Below are 21795 nucleotides of genomic sequence, written 5' to 3'. Positions count from 1 at the left end.
ACCCAGGCTGTTTTGCTTGCTCAGTCTACTGCTCCAGCGACTGAGTAAGCTGCCGGCGAATCTCAGCCAACATCTCATCAAGAATATACTGCACCCGCCAGGGCTGATACTCACGCTTGCGGAAAATCGCTACCAGATCCAGCCACCATTCATGTTGTTCAGAAAAACACGGGACCAGCAACCCGACCTGAACATCCTTTTGCACGCTCGTATTCGGCGCAAAAACAATGCCCAGATGGTTTCGAGCCAGCGCCAGTGCAGACTGTGTGTTGTCGCAGACGTAATTTCCCGTCACGCGGTAGTCGTGCATCTCTTTGCCACCGGTGGAGGTAAATCGCCAAATATTGGCATCGTCGATCATCATGGAATCAATCAGAATACAAGAGTGCTGTTCAAGATCTTCAGGGCCGCTTATAGGATGAGTGCTAATATATTCCGGGCTGGCAAAGGCCGTTACTGCATATTTAGTAATAAAACTGGCGACCAATGATTCGTCTTTGGGATGCGCATAGGTGATTAAAACATCACAATCATCAGGAAAGTCGACGCCTTCATAAAATGCTTTCCGTTCAAGATTACATGTTTTCAGTGAGAGGCTAATGTCGCCGATATTCTGAATTTTTGCGATAACATGTTGCGACAGGTAAGCAATAATCCCGGTTGGCGCATATACCGTTACCCGGCCGCGTTTTTCGTGCTTATAGTCAGCAATGAAATTATTCAACTGATCGTTTCGGTCTAGCATGTCATTGATGTAAGGGAGCAGCGCAGTACCAAACGGCGTGAGGGTCAACTGTCGGGTGGTGCGGTCAAACACCTTTAATCCAACCTTTGATTCAAAATCAGCAAGATACTTACTGACGTTGGCTTGTGCAATGCCGAGGATGGTCGCTGCGTGGCTGATGTTTTCACTGGCAGCGATTACCGAAATAATCTTCAGTTCCCGGTGTTTAAGTTGTAATTTATTCATCGCCAAGCCCGATATATATAATTTTTTATATATTACTATATAAATATGGATGTTGCACCGATGAAATTGTAAGCATTATTATGCACGCGCTTTGTAGCTTATTTTAAAATGGAATGTTGGCATGTTAATTAAACGCAATATTGTGGCACTATTTGCCTTTTCTTTTATGGCGAGTGCGACAGCCGCAGAATTTTCTATTGGCGGTGGCGCTGTATATAATGAATCTCCTTATCGTGGATATAATGATAATGTTCACGCAGTACCGCTTGTCAGTTATGAAAGTGAATCATTTTATTTTAGGCAAACAACGTTAGGTTATATTCTTTCAAAAAACGAAAGCAATGAATTTAGCATTACTGCCTCATATATGCCGCTTGAGTTTGATCCAGGTGATAACGACGACCAGGCGATGAAAAAGCTGGATAAGCGTGACGCTACCGCGATGGCGGGTGCAGCATGGTATCACCATGAAAAATGGGGCAGCGTGAAAGTCTCCGCGGCGGCAGATGTGCTGGACAACAGCAACGGTTGGGTAGGAGAAGCGTCTCTGTTCCGCCAAATGCCGATGGGCAAGCTGACGCTGACCCCGGCTGTTGGCGTGCTCTACTATGACGAAAACTTTAACCAATATTATTACGGCATCTCTGGCAATGAATCCCGCCGTAGCGGGTTATCAAGTTATTCCCCAGGCGATAGCTGGACACCGTATGTTGGCCTGTCCGCTAAATATGCATTGACCAGCAACCTGACGCTGTTGGCCAGCGCTAACTATAGCGTGTTGCCGGATGATATTAAAAATAGCCCGATGGTCGATCGCGACGACAGCTTCACTTTCCTGTCAGGGGTGAGCTGGCGCTTCTGATTCTCACCCGTTTGTCCTCAGGGAGGAGGGCAATTTTTTCAGTGTTGCAGGCCGGATAAGACGTGAAGCGTCGCCATCCGGCACGTTTTCACTTACCGCTCATTTACCCAGATACGCATTTCGCCTTCACCACGGTTCGCCCAGCTAAACCACGGAATAAACGTCAGGGTATGCGCCTGACGCGAAGCCGGTGAAACATCATAGTGCCATAAGGATTGCTGCGTCGCGTCGGCGCGACTTTGCTTCACGCCTTCAGCCTGAATTAACATCTTATGGCTGAACAGCCCCTTACCCTCGAATACTCTGAGCTCACTCTCTTTTGGTAGCCACAAGTTATGCAACTCCTCGCCGTTGTCGGCCTGCTCCAGGCAATACACCAGCGGCCCACGTTGAATAGCGACCTTCCCTGCCACATGGCGCACCAGTGGATTTCCGTACACCCGGCGCACCGGCATCGGCAGGGTCAGACTGAGCGTATCGCCTTCCTGCCAGGTCCGGCTGATGTGCAAGTAGCCTTTGCGAATATCCTGCTCAACCGGCTGACCATTCAACAAAACCTGTGGCGCGGAGCACCAGTCTGGCAGGCGCAGAGCGAGGGTGTGATACACCGACTGCGGTGATTCGATGGCGATTTTTACCTGTTCATGCCATGGGTAATCCCCGCTAATACGTAGCTTAAGCGAGCCATTTGCAACAGGGACCTCCATGCTATTGCCCACGTACATATTGATATACAGCGCGTCCTGACGTGGCGTGTAGAGGTAATGACCAATTGAGGTTAACACACGGGCGATATTCGGTGGACAGCAGGCGCAGCCGAACCAACGCTGACGAACGGGTTTCACGTGGTCATAAATATGATTAAATTTTAATGATTTAGGGTGCACTTCCAGCGGATTAACGTAGAAGAAATGCTTGCCGTCGAGTGCCATGCCGCCAAGTACCGTATTGTACAGCGCGCGCTCCATCACGTCGGCATACTGACTGTCGGCCTCCATTTCCAGCATTCTGCGGGCGAACATCATCAGGCCGATTGAGGCGCAGCTTTCCGCGTACACGGAGTCGTTGGGCAGATCGTAATCGCTGCTAAATGCCTCCCCACTGCTTTGCGAGCCGATCCCGCCGGTAATATACAACTGGCGCTGGGCCATGTTTTTCCACAGACGCAGGCAATCCTGACGCTTGCCTTCGTCCTGGCTTAAGCGTGCCAGATGCGCCACGCCGGTCATCAAGTAGACAAAGCGTACCGCATGACCGATAGCAGTTTGCTGTTCTGAAATAGGCTGATGTGCCTGGCTGTAGGGCTTGTCCTTCACCATCCACGCCGGGCCGTAGGTGTGCCAGTAAGAGGTTTTTCCGCGTTTTTCGTACTCTTCGTCGTAGAAATGAGGCTGTGCGCCGCGCTGCTCAACAAAGTAATTTACCAGCGCCATATAGCGAGGTTGCTGGGTCACTTCGTACAAGCGCATCAGCGCCAGCTCGATTTCCGGGTGTCCGGGGTAGCCGCGCAGTTGATTCTCCCCGAGTCCAAACACGCTGTCGATGTGATCCGCCAGGCGACACACCACCTCTAACAAACGGCGTTTTCCCGTCGCCTGGAAGAACGCGACGCCCGCTTCAATTAAATGACCGGCGCAGTAAAGTTCATGACATTCGGCGAGGTTGGTCCAGCGTTCATTCGGGGCTTTCACCGTGAAGTAAGTATTGAGATAGCCATCTTCACACTGCGCAGCCGCCACCAGTTCAATGACGTCATCGGCCGTTTTTTCAAGTTCCGCATCGGGTTTCTGGCACAGGGACCAGGCAACGGCCTCCAGCCACTTTGCTACGTCGCTATCCTGAAAAACCATGCCGTAAAACTCGCCATCCTGCAGACCTGCGGCGATACGGAAATTCTCTATCGCATGGCTGGGTTCCGCCTCTGCAATGCGGTCATTGAGCGCATCCCACTGATAGGGGATCACTACATCGCGCACCAACTGCTGATATTGTCCGAGGAACGGATCGCTGACGGTGAGCTTATGCAGGTCGACTTCCAGTACGTTCATTTCGTGCTCCTTAAGGCTGTACATGACGCTGACGCAGATCGGTGGAAATACGCGACATCATCGGGTTATTGAGTTTGCAGATGCGGACAGATAGCGCCAGCAGCAGGTGGAACAGCGCGGGCAGCAGCGTTTCCATCGCAGTAATCCCTTGCAGCGAACTGGCGGTTTGATTACCGGCGCCCGGCTGATAGGCGACAAAAATAAACAGCAGGCTGATGATCCCCGCACTTGAGGCCCAGGCCAGCTTGATGAAAAACAGGTTAAAGGCGAAATTCATGCCGGAGGAACGCACGCCGGTTTTCCACTCGCCGTAATCGTCGGCGAAGGCCATCAGCGAGAAGTGCAACGGCAGCGTGAAGCCTAAAATAATGCCATTACCGAGGATCACCGCCAGCCACAGCGTCTGATAAGCCGGGCCGGTTGGCAGGAACCACATCATTACCGCCAGCGCGGCCAGTACCAGGTTGGTGTAGTAATAGAGTTTGACGGTATCGATGCGACGGGTCAGGGGGCTGACGATCACTGAACCGATGATGGACGCAAAGGTCACCATGGTGAAAAACAGCGACGTATAAGCGGTGCTACCTTCCAGCACGTAGGTAATAAAATACATGTACCCGCCGCCACGAATATTGAAGACGTTAATCAGCAGGAAAGACATCACCAGTATCAGCAGCAACTGGTCATTTTTGCGCAGCCCGCCAATGTGCTCACGCAGGGTAAATTTTCCCATCATTGCCAGTGGCACACGCTCGCGTACCCAGAAGAAGCAGCACAGGAACATCACCACCGCGATGGCACACAGGATGCCCACGCCAAACTGATAACCCTGCGCGGCATTACCCTGACCGAGAGCATCCACCATCCACGGCAGGCCAACAGAGACCAGGAATCCCGCCACGCCGCACAGCACAAAGCGCCAGGACTGACAGGCGATCACCTCGTTATGGCGAGTCGTCATGGTGTTGATCAGCGCACAATACGGTACGTTGATGGCGGTATAGCCGACAGAGAGCAGGAGATAGGTGCCGAATGCCCAGGCGATCTTGACCCCCATGCTGGCGTCCGGGACGGTAAAAGTGAGTACGCCAATGATGCCAATGGGAACCGCGACCCACAGTTGCCACGGGCGAAAGCGCCCCCAACGGCTTTGCGTACGGTCGGCCAGCACGCCCATGATGGGGTCGGAAATGGCGTCAAATACACGCAAAGCAATAAATAATGTGCCGACCAGCGCAGGCGTTAACCCGAAGACATCGGTGTAGAAAAATGTCAGGAAGTTCATGATCAGGCAGGTAATGACCGTCCCACCCGCATCGCCTAATCCATAACCAATCTTTTCACGCAGAGATAATTTATCGTCTTGCGCACGATGCGCTAAATCGCTTGTCGTAATCGGAGCCGAAGTCATAAATAACTCCTGGAGAGGATGTTCAGAAAGTGTCCCGCTACATTGCGGGTTTTTTAGTGGTAATTTGCAAAGTACGTTATTTATTCTGCACGAAATGTTTAGCGCAACAAGGGAAGGGAAAAGTATAAAAAGATGACAATTCCGACTTTATAATGAAAATGTGATTTCGATCCGGTGAAAAGTAATTTTATGATTAATAATCAATGATAAAGGTATTTTGAATAATACGAAAAGTGGGAATTTGAATATATATGCTCGAATTGTCCATGTCTCTTCCGATTAAAGTGCAAAATGGTGGGTTATTTATTTCCCGAGGCGTGGGTAGCCATCCGGCGCGGCAATTGCACTCCTGGGAGATTATCTTTGTTGAAAAAGGGACATTAACGATTCGCGAAGACCATACGGTTTTTTGCGTGAATGCTGGGGAAAGTTTGCTGCTGTGGCCGCAGCGCTTGCATATTGGCGTTGGGCAATTTCCGGCTGATTTGAAATTTTACTGGCTGCATTTTGAGGTGACGGCAGAAAGCGACGCATCAATAACGGAACCGTTACTTGCTATCCCTCAACATACCCGGGTGAGCGAGCCACAATATATTATTTCGCTGTTTCGCCAGTTCTTACGCGAGCAGGAAAATATACATCGCAGTATCGCGCTGGAACTGATCCTGCTGCTGATTTTGCAGCAAATCTCTGCGGCTGCCAGCGAGCAACCCGCGGACAGCGCCGGGAATGCGCTGGCATGGAAGGCCCAACAAATTATACATACTCAGTTTCACCTGCCGATTTCCGCCTCAACGTTGGCGAAAGAACTGCATTGCAATGCGGACTATCTGGGGCGCGTTTTCCGTGGCGCTTTCCGGCTGACGCTAACCGAAGCGTTGCACCGTCAGCGGGTAAGGGCGGCAGAAAAACTGTTAATCAGCGATTCGCTGTCGCTAACCGAGGTGGCAATGAAATGTGGTTTTAATGACGTGGGTTATTTTCGCAAAATATTCCACAAGCACACCAGCCTGACGCCCGCGGCGTGGAAACGGCGCTATTGCAAAGAACATATCAATAGCGCCTGACCCGTTATTGCCCGTAATAGGCATTCGCTCCGTGTTTACGCAGATAATGTTTATCCAGCAGCTCAGACTGCATATCCGGCAACTGCGGGGCTAACTGGCGAGAGAACAACCCCATGTAGGCGCACTCTTCAAGCACCACGGCGTTATGCACCGCGTCTGCCGCGTCTTTACCCCAGGCGAACGGTCCGTGGGAGTGCACCAATACCGCCGGAACCTGCAGCGGATTGAGATCGCGCTGCTCGAAGGTCTGAACGATCACCTCTCCGGTTTGATATTCATATTCGCCGTTGATCTCTTCAGCGGTCATCAGACGCGTACACGGAATAGAACCATAGAAATAATCGGCATGGGTGGTGCCCCATGCCGGGAGATCCAAACCCGCCTGCGACCAGATCGTCGCGTGGCGAGAATGGGTATGGACGATCCCGCCGATCTGGGGATAACGACGATACAGCGCCAGATGGGTTGGCGTGTCGGACGACGGTTTTTTACTGCCTTCCACCACGTTGCCGCTGGCAATATCCACTACCACCATGTCGTCGGCGGTCATCACCTCATACTCCACGCCGGATGGCTTAATCACCATCAGTTTACGTGTTTCATCCACTGCGCTGACGTTGCCCCAGGTAAAGGTCACTAAGCCATGAGCCGGGAGCGCCAGATTGGCCGCCAGCACCTCGGCTTTCAGTTGTTCTAACATGGAAATCCTCCTTCCTGCATGCGTGCTTCTATCCAGCGCCGTGCCTGGATAATTTCCAGTACCGGCTCTTTCGCTTTTTCAGTCCACATTTCAATCAGAAACGACCCGCGGTAGTTCAGCTGATGCAGCGTTTTGAAGATGCCAACAAAGTCCACGCACCCTTCGCCAAACGGCACATCGCGAAACTGGCCCGGATGGGTTTCGGTCACTGGCAGCGTGTCTTTCAGGTGGATAGCAGCGATACGGTCAATGCCCAGCGTCAATTCGGCAGTGACGTCATTCCCCCAGGCGCTGAGGTTGCCCACGTCCGGATAAACGGTGAACCACGGCGATGACAGCATTTCATCCCACTTTTTCCACTTGCTGATCGAGTTCATAAACGCGGTATCCATGATTTCTACCGCCAGCATCACCTGCGCGGCAGCGGCTTGCTCGACTGCCCATGCCAGCCCTTCGGCAAAGCGCTGCTGCGTACCTGCGTCATGTTCTTCGTAATAGACGTCGTAACCAGCCAGTTGAATGGTGCGGATACCCAGATCGCGCGCCAGACGAATGGCTTTGGTCATGATGTCGCGTGCTCGCTCACGCACCGTTTCATCGCGGCTACCGAACGGGAAGCGTCGATGTGCCGACAGGCACATTGACGGGATTGCCACGCCGGTTTCCAGCATCGCACTCACCAGCGATGCACGCTGAGCAGGACTCCACTCGAGACGCGAAAGACGTTCATCGGTTTCATCCACCGACATCTCGACGAAATCAAAACCGCAGCTTTTTGCCAGCACCAGCCGTTCTGGCCAACTGAGGTCTTTCGCCAGCGCTTTTTCATAGATACCTAATGGATGATTACGCATGCTGTGTTCCCCAGATGGCATCGATTTGCGCATGGAATTCGCTAGCAACCTGCGCTGGGTTTTGCGCTCCCGCCAGCGCGCGCCCGGCAATAAAAGCTTTGACGTTAATATCGCGGAACAACGGCAGATCGGCGGGGGTGATCCCACCGGTAATCGACAGTTCCAGACCAATATCAGAAAGCGCCTTCATGCGCGCCAGGTCTGCTTCACCCCACTGTTGTCCGCTGGCCTGCGCATCGCGGCCACGATGGTAAATCGCCTGGCGAACGCCAACGCGATACCAGTCGCGGGCATCATCCAGCGTCCAGTTACCAAACAGCTCCATCTGAATTTCGCCACCGCAGGACTGCGCGACGCCATAGCCTTTCTCTACCGTCGCCAGCGGCGCGGCGCAGATGATGGTCATCCAGTTGGCACCAGCTCCAAAGGCTTGCTGCGCGAGGGTTTCGCCCGCATCGGCCACTTTCCAGTCGGCGACGATGATTTTATTCGGGCACTGAGCGCGCAGGGCTTTCACGGCGCTCAGCCCTTCGGTTAAGCAGAGAATCGTCCCCGCCTCAACGATATCGACGCTCTCTTGTAGCAGCGCGACGTCGTGTTGTGCGGCTTCAAGGCTGGTGTGGTCGAGCGCCAGTTGCAGTAATGGTCGACTCATTATTCGTGCTCCTTAATGCGGGCGTGGTAGCCCTGTAGTGCGGTAATTAAATCCAGGTATTGGCGGTATTTACGCTGGTAGCTCGCCTGCGCGGCGGCGTCCGGCAACAGCGTGCGCACCGGATGCTGTAGGCTGCGTTGGGCGTCGCTGAAGTTGGAATAAACGCCGGTGCCGACGCGGGCGGCGAGCGCAGCGCCAAAGCAACCGGTCTCTTCAATCTGCGGCAATTCGATACGTAAACCGCTGACGTCTGCCAGCATTTGCATCCAGATGTCGGAGTGCGCCGGGCCGCCGGTGACGCGCAGGGTATGCGCCTGCGTAAAACGTTCGCGCATGCGGTTGAGGTGGGTCATGTGGCTGAAAACCACGCCTTCGTAGATGGACTGCAATAAGTGGGCGCGAGTGTGTATCGCCTGCATGCCATAAAAGCCGCTGGTCATCTCCAGCCCGGCGTTGCTGCCGTACAAAAAAGGCAGGAAGAAAAGCTCGCTACCGGCTTTCGGTAAGCTGGCCACGGCCTGATTGATCTCAGTAAAAGAGAGTTCGCCCCACTGGGCGGTAAACCATTCCAGGTTGCCGGAAGAGGTCGGGCTGGCTTCGTGAACGATGTACTGCCCGTCGTTGACATAGCGCCCATAGACATAGGGATGGGCCTCGTGGTCGCGCAGGCCGTGAGCGATCCCGCTGGTGACGGCCCAGGTTCCCATCACCGCGTTGAGGGTGTATTCATCTTCGATACCGGCACAGAGTGCGGTGGAAACCACATCAAACAGTCCACCGACGACGGGTGTGCCCGCCGCCAGACCGGTTATGGCGGCTGTCTGAGCGGTGATTTCCCCGCATATTTCTGCTGAACCGACAATCGGTGGTAGCGCATTGTCGATTTCACTGATGCCCAGCCACTGGGTCAGGCGCGAGTCGTACTGACCCGTAGTCATGTTGTAGAGGTTCGACTCGGAGATATTGCTTTCTTCGCAGCCTTTGACGCCGGTTAAGCACCAGCGCAGATAGTCGTGGCCCATCATGACGCAGCCAATTTGCGCGTAACGTTGGGGTTGATTCTCTTTCACCCAGCGCAGCAATGATGCTGGATGCCCGGTCCACAACGTCTGGCGGGTAACCGGGTAGAGCTGCTCGGGGATCCCATCCTGCTGCCAGCGCTGAACGATGTCCATCGCCCGACGGTCGGAAGAGAGGATGGCATTGCCCAGCGGTTTATCCTGCTTATCGAGAAGGAACAGGCCTTTGCCCTGAGCGGAAATACCGACGCCTTTGATTTGATCGCCGCAGACGCCGGTGCGCGCTAACAGCCCGGCGATCGTGGCTACACACTGTTGCCACAACTGGTGCATATCGCGTTCGGCGTAACCGGGCAATGGCGATGCGGTCTGCAACGATTGCCGGTTAATGCCATGCTCATGACCTTTGGCGTCATACAACCCGGCTTTCAGATACGTACCGCCACAATCAATACCCAGCCAGAAGGTCTCTTTCTCACTCATCTTGTTATCTCATTTTTGCCGGATGGTGCTGCGCTTATCCGGCCTACGACGGTTGCTACCTGTAGGCCTGGTAAGCGAAGCGCCACCGGGCATTGTTTTACGCTGTACGTTTATGTGGATTCAGTGTCTTTAGCGGAGCGGCACCGGCATCGCATTTGGCTGGCAGCAACAGCGCCATCAGCGCGGCCAGAGCCAGTGAGATAGCCAGGCAGTAAACCCCCGCATCTTTGCTGTACAGGGTGATGAGTACGCCGACCGCATAAGGACCGCAGAAGCCGCCGAGGTTGCCCAGCGCGTTGATGACCCCACGCGCGCCACCGGCCATTTCCGCACTGAACAAACGCGCCGGAATGGTCCAGAACACGCCCGCTGCCGATTGCAGGAAGAAGCCGCAGCCGACCAGCGCGGCATAAGCCAGCCAGACGTTATTTTTCAGCGCCACGGAAAGGAACATACACAGGGCAAAGCCAATCAACGGCAGGCAGACGAACAGCTTGCGTTTGCCGGTGCGGTCAGAGAGAGAAGAGAACAGGAACATCCCGGCAATGGCCCCGACGTACGGCAGAATGGCGAGCATACCGACCTGTCCCATGCTGCTGTGCGTCAACTCTTTGAGGATGGTCGGCAGCCACAGGGTGTAACCGTAAATCCCGGTCTGATAGAAGAAGTTCAACGCGATGAGCTGCCACATGGTTTTATCGGAAAGCACAGCGCCCAGAGAGGCATTTTTGACTTCCGTTCCGGCAATGGCTTTTTGCTCGGCGGCCAGCGTTTCGACCAGGTAATTTTTCTCGGCCTCAGAGATCCAGCGCGCCTCCTGCGGACGGTCGTAAACGGTATAGGCCCACAACACCAGTACAACGACGGAAAGCAAACCTTCAATGATGAACAGCCAGCGCCAGTCGAGAACGGTGATAATCCAGCCCGAGAGCGGAGCGGTAATGATCCCGGCAATCGGCACAAACATAATCACGATCGCATTGGCGCGACCACGCTCGGCGTCGGGGAACCAGTTACTGATCATTGTCAGCACCACCGGCAGCATGCCGCCTTCGGCAACGCCGAGTAAAAAGCGCAGAACCAGCAGTTGATATTGATTAGTGATTAACCCCGTGAGGACGGAAATAACCGCCCAGGCAACCAGCGACCAGCCGATAAATTTCTTGCCGCTGCCGTGAACGGCAATTTTTCCGCCGGGAACCTGTAAAAACAGATAACCGATAAAGAAAATACCGCCAGCCAGTCCTGCCATGGTGGCGGAAATACCTAATTCCTCATCCATTCCGCCCGGCATCGCGAAAGCGATATTGACGCGGTCCATATAAGAAATAATACAGGCGATGAGAATAGGTGGAATAATCCGCAGCCAGCGCTGACGGGGTATATCTTTGAGTGTAGGGCGAGAGGTCATGTTCATATTAATATTCTCGTAGAGTAGTATTTTATTTTTATAGTTTTGCTTTATTTAATGCGGCGATACCGTCGCGCAATATTGCTACGCGATGGTTCACATCTGCATTGGCGTTTATTTCCAGCAATTTAATACCGGCAAATTGCAATGGTTCGGCTTCTGCGCAGGCGAATAATTCGCGGGCATGGTCGGTGGTCATCAGGCTTTGTGGGCAGAATGGGGCAAACGGGGCGTGTAAGTCCTGCCACTCGCCGTAGTCTCCTGTGATAGTAGTACCGGAGAACATCAGCGCGCCCAGTTTTCCAGCCCGTTTGACCTGCTGCGTGTGGGTTAGCGCCAGGGCGGGGTTCTGTCCTTCAATGGCCGATCGCGCCCAGTTAATGCACACGCTGATGTCATATCCGGCAATGACCTCCAGCACATTGTCTAACGGCAGAAAGCCTTTGCGCGGCGCAATGCCGGTCATGGCATCGCAATGTTCCAGCACCAGATCGCAGGACCAGTCCCAGGAGGTAATCTCTTTCAGCGAACGAGCAAACGCGTCGGTGGCCTGCGCAACATTTGGATTGCTGGCATTGGGTGCGGCATGCAGCTCCAGCGCAATCACTTTTCCGGCGTGGGCCGCATTGGTATGGTTGATTTTCTGCTGCAGATGACGGTAATACGCAACGCAGGCTTGACGTTGTTCTTCGTCGCTGGAAGCCAGCCCAAAAGCGCTGTTTGCGCCGCGACGGCGCATGGTTTCCATAATGGCGGTGACCACGATTTGCCAGTCGCCCGGCGTATGGCGCAATAACCATTCGTCGCCTAACGGGTGAAGATGTTCAAGGCAGGGCTGCTCCAGACCGCGAATATCCGGGGTATCGGCGAGCTGTCGCCAGAATTCCTTCTCTTCCTCTTCACTCTTTTGGTGAAATGAGGGTGCACAGGGGTACGCACCGATAATATAACCGGCATTATTAACGCTCATGTTGTGCTCCTTTTTATAAAACTGAAATAGCGACCTTCACGACTATTTTGCGGATCGGCGTGGCGACAGTTTTATGACATGCAGGGCGGTGAACATCCTGCGGGAAAAATATGGCGTAGCTTCCCGGAATCATTTCAATAAACGATTCATGTTCGCTGGCGTGATAAAAAATAATATCGCGCTGTTCTAATAACGATTCACTGATTTGGTTATTCCCGGTATCAATGGCGATACCGATTTTTTCTTCACCCCAGGCCAGAAATTGAATATCCAGATAGCGGCGATGCACTTCCGGGCGATTTTCGGCAACGTCACGCGTGGTTAAATCAATAACCTGCGCGAAGATATTTTTACCGTCGATCTCCACCACGCCCGGCTCCAGTTTGCGAAAATCTGTGGTGCGCAGAAAGTCGAGCGCCCTTTCAATCGCCGCGGGTAAACGACATGGGTTAGGCTGAGCGATATGTCCAAAGATCATATTCTGACTCCTTACAACGCCTGAATTTTGGCCCAGACGCTGTCATCAACGGTGATACCGTTGCGGCGATTTTCTTCCAGAAGCTTTGTAAACTCGTGGCCCGGTAGACGGACAGGCGTGTTTTCATCTGCGCGTTCGGCGGTGGTGATGAAATCCATAATCCGCTGTAGCTTGGCATCACGGGTGGCGCCATCGATCAGCTTATCCACTTCAATGGCGATAAAAATCTGTGAAACGCCATATTCATCGCTGTTGTCCTGGGTGACCTCGGCCACGGAAGAACCGTCTGAAAGCAGGGTGGCGATCATATCCAGCACAATCGACAGACCTGAACCTTTCCAGTAACCCATTGGTAAAATGCGGCGATTTTTCTCGATAACGCCAGGTTCTCTGGTGAGGTTACCTTCATCGTCGAACCCGCCGTCCACCGGCAGTTCGCGACCGGCCAGGCGATTCACTTCCAGCATGCCGTAGGAGAACATCGACATCGACATATCAACCATGGTGATTGGCGATGAGGGGATCGCGACGATCAACGGGTTAGTACCAATGCAGCACTCTTTAGAACCCCATGCAGGCATCACGGCAATGGAGTTGGTCCAGCAGATACCGATGTAGCCTTTCTCCGCCGCCTGCCAGCCATAGCTGCCGCCGCGCATCCAGTGGTTGGCGTTACGCAGCGCGACCAGGCCAATACCGTGATCGGAGGCCAGTTCGATGGCACGGTCCATCATCTTTTTCGCCGTCAAATTGCCGATCGAACGTTGGGCATCCCATTGTTCAATCGCCCCCAGGCTAGTAATGCGTTGCGGTTTGGCCTCAGGAATGATGTCGCCGTTATCCAATTGCTGAATGAAACGGGGAAAACGATTCACGCCGTGCGAATAAACGCCGGACTCGGTGGTGCGTGCAAACATTTCGGCACAGGCATCGGCGGTTTCAACGGCAATACCGCGTGCCAGCAGTACCCGATTGAACGCATCTTTCAACTGCTCAAAAGTGACTTTCATTCCTGTTTCCTTGTTTAAATTTGATCGCTTTTTTATCTCTAAATTTCACTATGCGAAATCTGATTTCAAATATAGCGATCAAATTTTGACAGATCAACGGGGTGGTCTATTTTTTAAAATCATCAAAATCAAATAGTTGTGTTTTTTCGGTTCAGATCGTGAACTGAAACACACTTTGCGCTACCATCAGAGCGCGACGAAAAGGGGAGCGGAAGCGATGGGCACAAAAGAGAGTGAAATGACGCAAGACAAAGAGAGGCCAGCCGGAAGTCAGAGCCTGTTCCGTGGTTTGATGTTGATTGAGATTCTGAGTAACTATCCGAATGGGTGCCCGTTGGCGCATTTGTCTGAACTGGCAGGGCTGAACAAAAGTACCGTGCATCGACTGCTGCAAGGGCTGCAATCCTGCGGATATGTCACCCCCGCGCCCGCGGCAGGGAGTTATCGCCTGACCACCAAATTTATTGCCGTGGGTCAGAAGGCGTTGTCGTCACTGAACATCATCCATGTTGCTGCGCCGCACCTTGAAGCGCTGAATATCGCCACCGGTGAAACCATCAACTTCTCCAGTCGTGAAGACGACCATGCGATTTTGATTTATAAGCTGGAGCCGACGACGGGCATGCTGCGTACCCGCGCTTATATCGGTCAGCATATGCCGCTGTATTGCTCGGCGATGGGCAAAATTTATATGGCGTTTGGTCATCCGGACTATGTGGAATCTTACTGGCAGAGCCATCAGGATCTGATTCAGCCGCTGACCCGCAATACGATTACTGGTTTACCGGCCATGTACGATGAGTTGGCGCAGATCCGCGAAAGCAGCATGGCAATGGATCGGGAAGAGAACGAGCTGGGTGTTTCCTGCATCGCCGTGCCGGTGTTTGATATTCATGGGCGGGTGCCGTACTCGGTATCGATTTCACTTTCTACCTCGCGCCTCAAGCAGGTCGGAGAAAAGAATTTACTCAAGCCGCTGCGCGAAACCGCGCAGGCCATTTCCAATGAGCTGGGCTTTACCGTTCGCGATTAGGCGCATGCCTGACGTCGTTCAGGCACCTGACACTATTTAACCGTTTCCCCTGTCCGATCAAAGCGACGGGGGGAATCTCTCTGGCACTCTGTGGTTTTCACGCAGAGGGAGGGGGCAATGAACGCGTTTATTATGGCGGATGCGGCAAAATGTATTGGGTGTCGTACCTGCGAAGTGGCCTGTGTCGTCGCGCACCAGCAAAACCAGGACTGCGCGTCGGTCTCTTCTGCTGCGTTTACTCCGCGGATCCGCGTAATCAAAGATGACGCCTTTACGACGGCGGTCGCCTGTCATCAATGCGAAGATGCTCCCTGCGCGAATGTTTGCCCAACGCACGCCATTCGTCGTGAACATGGGCATATCTTCGTTGAACAGGCGCGTTGTATTGGCTGTAAAAGCTGTATGCTGGCTTGCCCGTTTGGGGCGATGAATGTCGTCGCCCGCTCGTCTAGAGTGCAGGCGATAAAATGCGATCTGTGCTGGCACCGTGAGGCGGGACCCGCGTGTGTCGAAGCCTGCCCGACCAGCGCGTTGCAGTGTATAGATGCGGTCAGCGTCCAGAAACAACGTCTACGCTCCCAGCCGCTGTGAAAATAGCCCGACCCGTGTCTGGGTCGGGTTTATCATCAGCCTTCCAGCCAGGCGCGTTCGATCTCTTCAGCCAGAATCTTCACGCCAGCCTCGATTTTTTCCGGTTCCGGTACGTAATTCATCCGCATGCACTGATGCGTATGCGGCCAGGGTTTATCCAGCCCTGGGAAGAAGTAATCACCGGGAACCATCAGCACGCCGCGTGCTTTCAGGCGCTGATACAGTAGTTCAGTAGTGATGGGCAAATCTTTGAACCACAGCCACAGGAAAATCGCGCCCTCTGGTTTATGGATCAGGCAGCGATCTTCAGATAAATAGCGGCGAATGATCGCAATAGTCTGCTGAACACGCTGATAATAAAACGGTTTGATAACCGTCTCAGACAGACGCAGCAGGTCGTTGCGCTTAATCATTTCGCACATGATTGCCGGACCCATTCCGCCAGGTGCAAGGCTGATAATGCCGTTCATATTGGTGATGGCGGTGATGATTTTTTCATTCGCAATAATGATGCCGCAGCGGGAGCCCGGCAGTCCCAGCTTGGAAAGGCTCATGCACAGTACAATGTTAGGGTTCCACAACGGGCGTGCTTCGCTAAAGATGATGCCGGGGAACGGTACGCCATAGGCATTATCAATCACCAACGGGATCCCATGCTGGTTGGCCAACCGGTCCAGCTTCATCAGCTCTTCATCGGTGATCACATTGCCGGTTGGGTTGGTCGGACGTGACACGCAGATCATGCCCGTCTCTTCACCGATGTGCAGGTGTTCAAAATCAACGTGATACTTAAACTGACCTTCCGGTAACAGTTCGATGTTTGGGCGTGCTGAGACAAAGAGATCTTCTTCCAGGCCGGAATCGGCATAGCCAATATATTCCGGGGCCAACGGGAACAACACTTTTCGGGTGGTTCCATCGGCGCGACGTCCGGCGAAGAGGTTGAATAAGTAGAAAAACGCGCTCTGACTGCCATTTGTCAGTGCAATATTTTGTGGTTCGATATCCCAGCCCTGCTTCTCACGTAGTAATTTCGCCAGCTCAGACAGTAGCTCGGTTTTACCTTGTGGACCGTCATAATTACAAAGCGCATCAGTGGCTTTGCCGTTTTCCAGCATTTCTGCCAGCAGAGACTGAAAGTAATTTTGCATCTCTGGTATTTGCGCCGGATTACCGCCACCGAGCATGATAGCGCCTGGGGTGCGTAAGCCGTCGTTGAGGTCCTCCATCAGGCGTGTGATGCCTGAATGGCGGGTAAATTTGTTGCCAAAAAGTGAGAATGTCATAGCAGGTGATCTGTCGAACTCAGTATTAAAGTGGCTAACCATAGCGCTACCTATGGCGGGGTGCAAATCAGGCCCACGGAGCAGAATTGATGTTTTGTGCTGCAGATTTTTTTCTGGATAGTTTTTTATATTGAATCTGGCTTCCCGTGCCGTTGAGCATGAGAAGCCTGTTGGGATCAGGGTTGACCGGCCCACACCACCATGGCTTTATCGTCGCCATGTTCGCGGATAAATCCGTATCCCTGCTTCAATGTCAGCGTGGTCTGTTTACCGGCGCCAATGGCGGGATGTCTGGCTCGGAACTGACTGATGCGCTGCCAGTGAGCGACGCTGGCGGCAGATTTTCCGCTAACGTCCTGCCAGTTCATCTGCGAGCGTGTACCCTGTAACGGGTCTGAGCCGGTTGGGCCGAAAGGTCGTGCCGACTCGTCGCCATAAAAGAGTTGTACCGCGCCCGGCGCCAGCAGCAATAGCTCGGCGGCTTTATCTCCACCTTCGCGGAACAAACGCGTATCGTGCGAGGAGAGATAGCTCAGGACGTTGAAGTCCTGCAGTTTATCCGCCATCTGCTGCCAGGTGAGATCCATATTTGCCAGACAATCGACGGCCTTTGCCGCCTGCTCCTGATAGTCGAAATTGATCATCGCGTCGAAGCCGTGATGGTAATAATCGCTTTGCATGACGCCGTGACCCCAGGCTTCGCCGGTCATCCAGAAGGGTTTATCATCCAGCGCTTTATCCGGGTTGGCTTTCTTCCATTCGACTAACGCCGCGCTGGCCTGTGTTTTTAGCTGCTGCCAGGCGGGAAGCTCGACGTGTTTGGCGGTATCGACCCGAAAACCGTCAATCCCGTAATCACGTACCCACTGACTGAGCCAGTGCGTCAGATAATCCCGGGGCGTGTAACCAGCAATGGCTTTGGCGTGCGTATCCGGCTTGTGCTGATAAAAGTTTGGCAGTCCGGAAGGTGTGGCGGATTCGGTTTTCAGATCGGGCAGGAACGCCAGCGACATGGTCAGGTCATCAAAGCCAGGATTGTCGTAATCGCCAATATCGGTGCGGATCCAGTTTTTCCCCCACCATTTTTCCCAGCCGGCTTTATCACTGAAATTGATGTAATCATTAAAACTGTGCCAGCTCTGCCCGGCAGCGGGTTTCCAGTCCGTCCAGCGTTCACCGAGCGTTTTTTTCAGCTCATCGCCCGATAAGTACAGCGCCCCAAACTGATACTCCTGCATATCCGCCAACGTGGCGTAGCCGGTATGGTTCATCACCACATCAAACAGGACACGGATACCGCGCTGGTGTGCGCCATCTACCAGCGCACGCAGATCCACTTCGTTACCCATGTTGGCATCAATCGTTGTCCAGTCCTGGGTGTAGTAGCCGTGGTAAGCGTAGTGGGGAAAATCGCCTTTGGCGCCACCCCCAACCCAGCCGTGGATTTGCTCAAACGGTGCGCTGATCCACAAGGCGTTGACGCCCAGTTGTTGCAGGTAGTCGAGTTTACTGGTGAGCCCGCGCAAATCGCCACCGTGGAAAGTGCCAATTTCCTGCATGCCATCGTTGCGACGTCCGTAGCTGTGGTCGTTGCTCGGATTACCATTCACAAAGCGGTCCGTCAGGACGAAATATACCGTGGCGTTATGCCAGTCGAAGGCGGCGGGGGCATCGGTTTCTGCCCGTTCCAGCAGCAATAGCCCGTTACTGGTTGCGGCGGGCTGTAAGGTAATCGACCCGTTTTTCACCGTTGCCGTTTGCTGACTGTAGAAATCGCGCACCACGGCGCCTTCCGGGAAAGTCTGGCTCACGTCCAGTGTTAACGGCGAACCATCCCATTTCGGGCACTGGCGAATCTGGACGGTGGCGGGCTCTGCGGCGTTTTTGACTGAGAGCATCAGGGTCGGCGTGCCGGAGCGGGTATCGACTTCCAGCGTGTAATCGCCGTCTTTGAATAAACGCCACTGCGGCGGCGCGCCTTCACACGGTTTTAGCGACAGCATCTGGTTGAGTTTTATCGCATCAGCAGGCTGCCAGCACTGTTGGTCAAAATTCAGGATTAAAGGGCGAGTACCCTTCGTCAACGCTGCATGGCTGACGAATTTACCCGTACCTTCCGCTTCGAAGGTGGGAAGTTCTGGAGAAGTCCATGATGAGGCGATGGCAATGCCGGGTATCAGCGCCAGCGCAACGGCGGCAAGTTTCATAATGCTGTCCTTGATGCTGCGATTTACGCCAGTTTGCCAGTGAAATCAGAGCGGAAACTCATCCTTAGCGTCGATTCCGCCCGGATGAGAGATGAGGGTGAGCGATCACGCGCAAAAAACGACCTAATTTTGCGATAACCTCCACATTTTCTTCGAATTAACCGCACCCGGAACGGTTTGTACGTGACATAGTTTCAGAATTGGACTATTCCTTTGGGTGCTCTTGACGGCTATTTTTGATATGATTTGAGATTCATCTCTCATTTTTGTGAAAAATATAAGGTGTTGGAATGTTTAAATCCGACCAGGAGACCTAATGATATTGACTCCCATTCGACGATATGGGGCAATGATTCTTATGTTACTCACCATTGCATTTTCGGGTGAGGTGCTGGCAAAGACACACACGGCGACAACGAGTCATAAGCCCCAGGTAATCAAGGCAAGTAATACACAGGTAAGCAGTAAACAAGAGTATTCTCGCAATAGTGCAAAGAGTAGTTCACTTCCTGATTTGCGAAAATACCCTTCCGGAACACCAAGGAAAAAAGCGTTTCTCCGGACGGTTATGCCTTATATTACCAGTCAAAATGCTGCCATTACGGCGGACCGTAACTGGCTGATCTCAAAGCAGTACCAGAATCGCTGGTCACCGACTGAGCGTACGCGTATGAAAGACATCGCGAAACGCTACAAGGTGAGCTGGTCTGGCAACACGCGTAAGATTCCATGGAATACGCTGCTTGAACGCGTAGACATCATTCCTACCAGTATGGTGGCGACTATGGCTGCGGCTGAAAGCGGTTGGGGCACATCGAAACTGGCGCGTAGCAATAACAACCTGTTTGGCATGAAATGTGTCAAAGGCCGCTGCAACAATGCACCCGGTAAGGTGAAAGGCTACTCACAGTTTGAATCGGTAAAAGAGTCGGTGAATGCCTATGTCATTAACCTGAACACGCATCCGGCATACTCTTCCTTCCGTAAATCGCGCGCGCAGTTGCGTAAAGCCGATCAGGAAGTGACAGCGACCGCGATGATCCATAAGCTGAAGGGGTACTCCACCAAAGGACAGAGTTACAATAACTATCTGTTCGCGATGTACCAGGATAACCAGCGTTTAATCGCCGCGCATATGTAATTCCACAGGCCTGATGGCACGACGCTTATCAGGCCTGTGAGCCGCTCTGCAGGCCGGATAAGGCGAAACCGTCATCCGGCACAATTCCCCCTACAGCAACACTTCACTGTTCACATCGCGATACTCTTTTGGCGTCGTGTCGTATTCTTTCTTGAAAACGGAATAGAAATACTGCAACGACGGGTAGCCGCACATTTGTGAAATTTCGTTTATCGCGAGCGTCGTGGAGATCAACAGGCTACGCGCTTTTTCCAGTTTTTCGGCATGAATCACGGCGTGGATGGTTTCCCCGACCTCGTCTTTAAAGCGCTTCTCGAGGTTCGAACGTGAAATCCCTACTGCATCCAGCACTTGCTCGACTTTGATGCCTTTACAGGCATGGTTGCGGATAAAGTGCATTGCCTGAATGACAGCGGGATCGGTCAGTGAGCGATAGTCGGTTGAACGACGATTCACGACGCGTACCGGAGGCACCAGAATACGTTGCAGCGGCAGTTCTTCATTCGCCAGTAAGCGGTGCAGAAGTTTTGCTGCCTGATAGCCCATTTGTCGCGCGCCCTGAGCAACGGATGACAGTGCGACGCGGGACAGGTAACGAGTGAGTTCTTCGTTATCGATCCCAATAACACACAGTTTTTCCGGCACCGGGATATGCAAATGCTCGCAGGCCTGCAGAACATGCCGCGCACGCGCGTCGGTCACGGCGATAATACCGGTTTGCGGGGGTAAAGTTTGCAGCCAGTCCGCCAGTCGATTTTGGGCGTGTTGCCAGTTTTCTGGTGCGGTTTCCAGCCCCTGATAGACAACACCACGGTACTTCTCTTTGGCGACCAACTGGCAAAAGGCATATTCACGCTCGGCAGCCCAGCGCTTGCCGCTGGAAGAGGGCAGACCATAAAATGCGAATCGGTTGACCCCTTTTTCTTTCAGATGCAAAAAAGCGCTTTCCACCAGTGCATGGTTATCGGTCGCAATGTAATGGACGGGTGGATAATCGCTTTCAAGATGGTAGGAACCCCCAACGCCGATGATCGGAACATCGACATCGGCAAGTAATTGCGCAATGTCATCATCGTCATAATCAGCAATAACACCGTCGCCTAACCAGTCTTTGATATTATCAATACGGGCACGGAAATCTTCCTCAATGAATATATCCCACTCGGATTGCGATGCCTGTAAATATTCACCTACGCCCTCTACCACCTGGCGGTCATAGGCTTTATTAGCATTAAATAATAGGGTGATGCGGTGTCGTTTATCAAACATAAGAGCCTGTCCTGAAAGGTTAACGTGGCCTGTCAATACTACCAAAACCGCAGGTGCGACTACTTGATGAAGCGTGACAAATTTCTTATTTGCGTAACGCTACGCAAAATTCACACACCCCGACCAGGAAGACAATTGTCATTTCTTATCTGTGTATTACGGTTTTTTGTTTATTGATGAAGAGCCGATCGCGATCGCTTTTTTAATTGCTTATTCAGTGTGCATTTTTGGGAGCCAGCGCACATTTGGGTATTCTCTTAATGGCGGTGTGAAATAACGTAATTGAGCAATAAATCAGGAAATTCCAGTATGACTGTATCGCAGTTTACT

At 52.9% G+C, this 21795-nt stretch carries 19 protein-coding genes; 5 read left to right on the top strand and 14 right to left on the bottom strand.

Annotated features, from left to right (window positions below):
- Positions 1-25: 25 nt before the first annotated feature.
- Positions 26-970, bottom strand: a complete 945-nt coding sequence (locus tag AL515_RS00510) for a LysR family transcriptional regulator (protein WP_048213686.1) — start codon at positions 968-970, stop codon at positions 26-28.
- Positions 971-1091: 121 nt separating this feature from the next.
- Between AL515_RS00510 and AL515_RS00505 the strand changes: the two genes are divergently transcribed.
- A complete protein-coding gene (locus tag AL515_RS00505; protein ID WP_061066811.1) occupies positions 1092-1832 on the top strand; it encodes a MipA/OmpV family protein in 741 nt (246 codons plus the stop codon).
- A 92-nt stretch (positions 1833-1924) separates the two neighbouring features.
- Here the strand turns inward: AL515_RS00505 and AL515_RS00500 are convergent, their stop codons facing one another.
- Positions 1925-3880 carry a glycoside hydrolase family 127 protein gene (locus AL515_RS00500; protein ID WP_061066810.1) on the bottom strand — a complete coding sequence of 652 codons (1956 nt, stop codon included), beginning with the start codon at positions 3878-3880 and terminating at the stop codon, positions 1925-1927.
- 10 nt (positions 3881-3890) lie between these two features.
- Positions 3891-5291: an MFS transporter gene (locus AL515_RS00495; protein ID WP_061066809.1), complete on the bottom strand. Its 1401-nt coding sequence runs from the start codon at positions 5289-5291 to the stop codon at positions 3891-3893.
- Between the two features lie 251 nt (positions 5292-5542).
- Between AL515_RS00495 and AL515_RS00490 the strand changes: the two genes are divergently transcribed.
- A complete protein-coding gene (locus AL515_RS00490) occupies positions 5543-6358 on the top strand; it encodes a helix-turn-helix domain-containing protein (RefSeq protein ID WP_061066808.1) in 816 nt (271 codons plus the stop codon).
- Positions 6359-6362: 4 nt separating this feature from the next.
- Here AL515_RS00490 and araD read toward each other — a convergent pair whose 3' ends face one another.
- The 8 genes from araD to yiaK form a co-directional block, all read right to left on the bottom strand.
- Complete coding sequence (araD, locus tag AL515_RS00485) at positions 6363-7058, bottom strand: L-ribulose-5-phosphate 4-epimerase (protein ID WP_061066807.1); 696 nt, start codon at positions 7056-7058, stop codon at positions 6363-6365.
- Entirely contained in the window at positions 7052-7912 is an 861-nt protein-coding gene (locus AL515_RS00480; protein WP_061066806.1) for an L-ribulose-5-phosphate 3-epimerase, read from the bottom strand. The genes araD and AL515_RS00480 overlap by 7 nt, the downstream gene beginning before the upstream one ends.
- The gene (gene ulaD, locus AL515_RS00475) at positions 7905-8567 is read right to left on the bottom strand and encodes a 3-keto-L-gulonate-6-phosphate decarboxylase UlaD (RefSeq protein WP_061066805.1); all 663 of its coding nucleotides are present in this window, start codon (positions 8565-8567) and stop codon (positions 7905-7907) included. Before ulaD ends, AL515_RS00480 begins: the two co-directional genes overlap by 8 nt.
- Positions 8567-10069, bottom strand: a complete 1503-nt coding sequence (locus AL515_RS00470; RefSeq protein ID WP_061066804.1) for an FGGY-family carbohydrate kinase — start codon at positions 10067-10069, stop codon at positions 8567-8569. The genes ulaD and AL515_RS00470 overlap by 1 nt, the downstream gene beginning before the upstream one ends.
- 97 nt (positions 10070-10166) lie before the next feature.
- Positions 10167-11486: an MFS transporter gene (locus tag AL515_RS00465; RefSeq protein WP_003837687.1), complete on the bottom strand. Its 1320-nt coding sequence runs from the start codon at positions 11484-11486 to the stop codon at positions 10167-10169.
- Positions 11487-11517: 31 nt separating this feature from the next.
- Complete coding sequence (locus AL515_RS00460; RefSeq protein WP_061066803.1) at positions 11518-12450, bottom strand: DUF4862 family protein; 933 nt, start codon at positions 12448-12450, stop codon at positions 11518-11520.
- Positions 12451-12463: 13 nt separating this feature from the next.
- Positions 12464-12928 (bottom strand): YhcH/YjgK/YiaL family protein, encoded by a 465-nt coding sequence (locus AL515_RS00455; protein WP_061066802.1) that lies wholly within the window; start codon positions 12926-12928, stop codon positions 12464-12466.
- 11 nt (positions 12929-12939) lie between these two features.
- Positions 12940-13938, bottom strand: a complete 999-nt coding sequence (yiaK, locus tag AL515_RS00450) for a 3-dehydro-L-gulonate 2-dehydrogenase (protein WP_061066801.1) — start codon at positions 13936-13938, stop codon at positions 12940-12942.
- 217 nt (positions 13939-14155) lie between these two features.
- Between yiaK and yiaJ the strand changes: the two genes are divergently transcribed.
- Both yiaJ and AL515_RS00440 read left to right on the top strand, forming a co-directional pair.
- Positions 14156-14971: an IclR family transcriptional regulator YiaJ gene (gene yiaJ, locus AL515_RS00445; protein ID WP_048213806.1), complete on the top strand. Its 816-nt coding sequence runs from the start codon at positions 14156-14158 to the stop codon at positions 14969-14971.
- Between the two features lie 117 nt (positions 14972-15088).
- Positions 15089-15562 carry a 4Fe-4S dicluster domain-containing protein gene (locus tag AL515_RS00440; RefSeq protein ID WP_061066800.1) on the top strand — a complete coding sequence of 158 codons (474 nt, stop codon included), beginning with the start codon at positions 15089-15091 and terminating at the stop codon, positions 15560-15562.
- A 35-nt stretch (positions 15563-15597) separates the two neighbouring features.
- On the opposite strand, the gene avtA is transcribed toward AL515_RS00440, so the two are convergent.
- Both avtA and malS read right to left on the bottom strand, forming a co-directional pair.
- Positions 15598-16848: a valine--pyruvate transaminase gene (gene avtA / locus AL515_RS00435; protein WP_061066799.1), complete on the bottom strand. Its 1251-nt coding sequence runs from the start codon at positions 16846-16848 to the stop codon at positions 15598-15600.
- Between the two features lie 176 nt (positions 16849-17024).
- On the bottom strand, positions 17025-19055 hold the full coding sequence (gene malS / locus AL515_RS00430) for an alpha-amylase (RefSeq protein ID WP_061066798.1): 2031 nt from the start codon (positions 19053-19055) through the stop codon (positions 17025-17027).
- Between the two features lie 316 nt (positions 19056-19371).
- Here malS and AL515_RS00425 point away from each other — a divergent pair, with 316 nt between their 5' ends.
- Positions 19372-20196: a protein bax gene (locus AL515_RS00425; RefSeq protein WP_061066797.1), complete on the top strand. Its 825-nt coding sequence runs from the start codon at positions 19372-19374 to the stop codon at positions 20194-20196.
- A 90-nt stretch (positions 20197-20286) separates the two neighbouring features.
- On the opposite strand, the gene xylR is transcribed toward AL515_RS00425, so the two are convergent.
- Positions 20287-21465, bottom strand: coding sequence for a D-xylose utilization transcriptional activator XylR (gene xylR, locus AL515_RS00420; RefSeq protein ID WP_061066796.1), 1179 nt, complete (start codon positions 21463-21465; stop codon positions 20287-20289).
- Between the last annotated feature and the right edge of the window lie 330 nt (positions 21466-21795).

The organism is Citrobacter sp. FDAARGOS_156, assembly GCF_001559235.2.
GTDB lineage: Bacteria > Pseudomonadota > Gammaproteobacteria > Enterobacterales > Enterobacteriaceae > Citrobacter > Citrobacter youngae.
Note: the sequence above shows the minus strand (reverse complement) of the source record. Positions and strands in the feature narration are given on the sequence as shown.

What these genes read in the sequence shown, in the direction of transcription:
- AL515_RS00510 (WP_048213686.1), bottom strand. Translation starts at nt 970, where the DNA reads ATGAATAAATTACAACTTAAACACCGGGAACTGAAGATTATTTCGGTA.
- AL515_RS00505 (WP_061066811.1), top strand. Translation starts at nt 1,092, where the DNA reads ATGTTAATTAAACGCAATATTGTGGCACTATTTGCCTTTTCTTTTATG.
- AL515_RS00500 (WP_061066810.1), bottom strand. Translation starts at nt 3,880, where the DNA reads ATGAACGTACTGGAAGTCGACCTGCATAAGCTCACCGTCAGCGATCCG.
- AL515_RS00495 (WP_061066809.1), bottom strand. Translation starts at nt 5,291, where the DNA reads ATGACTTCGGCTCCGATTACGACAAGCGATTTAGCGCATCGTGCGCAA.
- AL515_RS00490 (WP_061066808.1), top strand. Translation starts at nt 5,543, where the DNA reads ATGCTCGAATTGTCCATGTCTCTTCCGATTAAAGTGCAAAATGGTGGG.
- araD (WP_061066807.1), bottom strand. Translation starts at nt 7,058, where the DNA reads ATGTTAGAACAACTGAAAGCCGAGGTGCTGGCGGCCAATCTGGCGCTC.
- AL515_RS00480 (WP_061066806.1), bottom strand. Translation starts at nt 7,912, where the DNA reads ATGCGTAATCATCCATTAGGTATCTATGAAAAAGCGCTGGCGAAAGAC.
- ulaD (WP_061066805.1), bottom strand. Translation starts at nt 8,567, where the DNA reads ATGAGTCGACCATTACTGCAACTGGCGCTCGACCACACCAGCCTTGAA.
- AL515_RS00470 (WP_061066804.1), bottom strand. Translation starts at nt 10,069, where the DNA reads ATGAGTGAGAAAGAGACCTTCTGGCTGGGTATTGATTGTGGCGGTACG.
- AL515_RS00465 (WP_003837687.1), bottom strand. Translation starts at nt 11,486, where the DNA reads ATGAACATGACCTCTCGCCCTACACTCAAAGATATACCCCGTCAGCGC.
- AL515_RS00460 (WP_061066803.1), bottom strand. Translation starts at nt 12,450, where the DNA reads ATGAGCGTTAATAATGCCGGTTATATTATCGGTGCGTACCCCTGTGCA.
- AL515_RS00455 (WP_061066802.1), bottom strand. Translation starts at nt 12,928, where the DNA reads ATGATCTTTGGACATATCGCTCAGCCTAACCCATGTCGTTTACCCGCG.
- yiaK (WP_061066801.1), bottom strand. Translation starts at nt 13,938, where the DNA reads ATGAAAGTCACTTTTGAGCAGTTGAAAGATGCGTTCAATCGGGTACTG.
- yiaJ (WP_048213806.1), top strand. Translation starts at nt 14,156, where the DNA reads ATGGGCACAAAAGAGAGTGAAATGACGCAAGACAAAGAGAGGCCAGCC.
- AL515_RS00440 (WP_061066800.1), top strand. Translation starts at nt 15,089, where the DNA reads ATGAACGCGTTTATTATGGCGGATGCGGCAAAATGTATTGGGTGTCGT.
- avtA (WP_061066799.1), bottom strand. Translation starts at nt 16,848, where the DNA reads ATGACATTCTCACTTTTTGGCAACAAATTTACCCGCCATTCAGGCATC.
- malS (WP_061066798.1), bottom strand. Translation starts at nt 19,055, where the DNA reads ATGAAACTTGCCGCCGTTGCGCTGGCGCTGATACCCGGCATTGCCATC.
- AL515_RS00425 (WP_061066797.1), top strand. Translation starts at nt 19,372, where the DNA reads ATGATATTGACTCCCATTCGACGATATGGGGCAATGATTCTTATGTTA.
- xylR (WP_061066796.1), bottom strand. Translation starts at nt 21,465, where the DNA reads ATGTTTGATAAACGACACCGCATCACCCTATTATTTAATGCTAATAAA.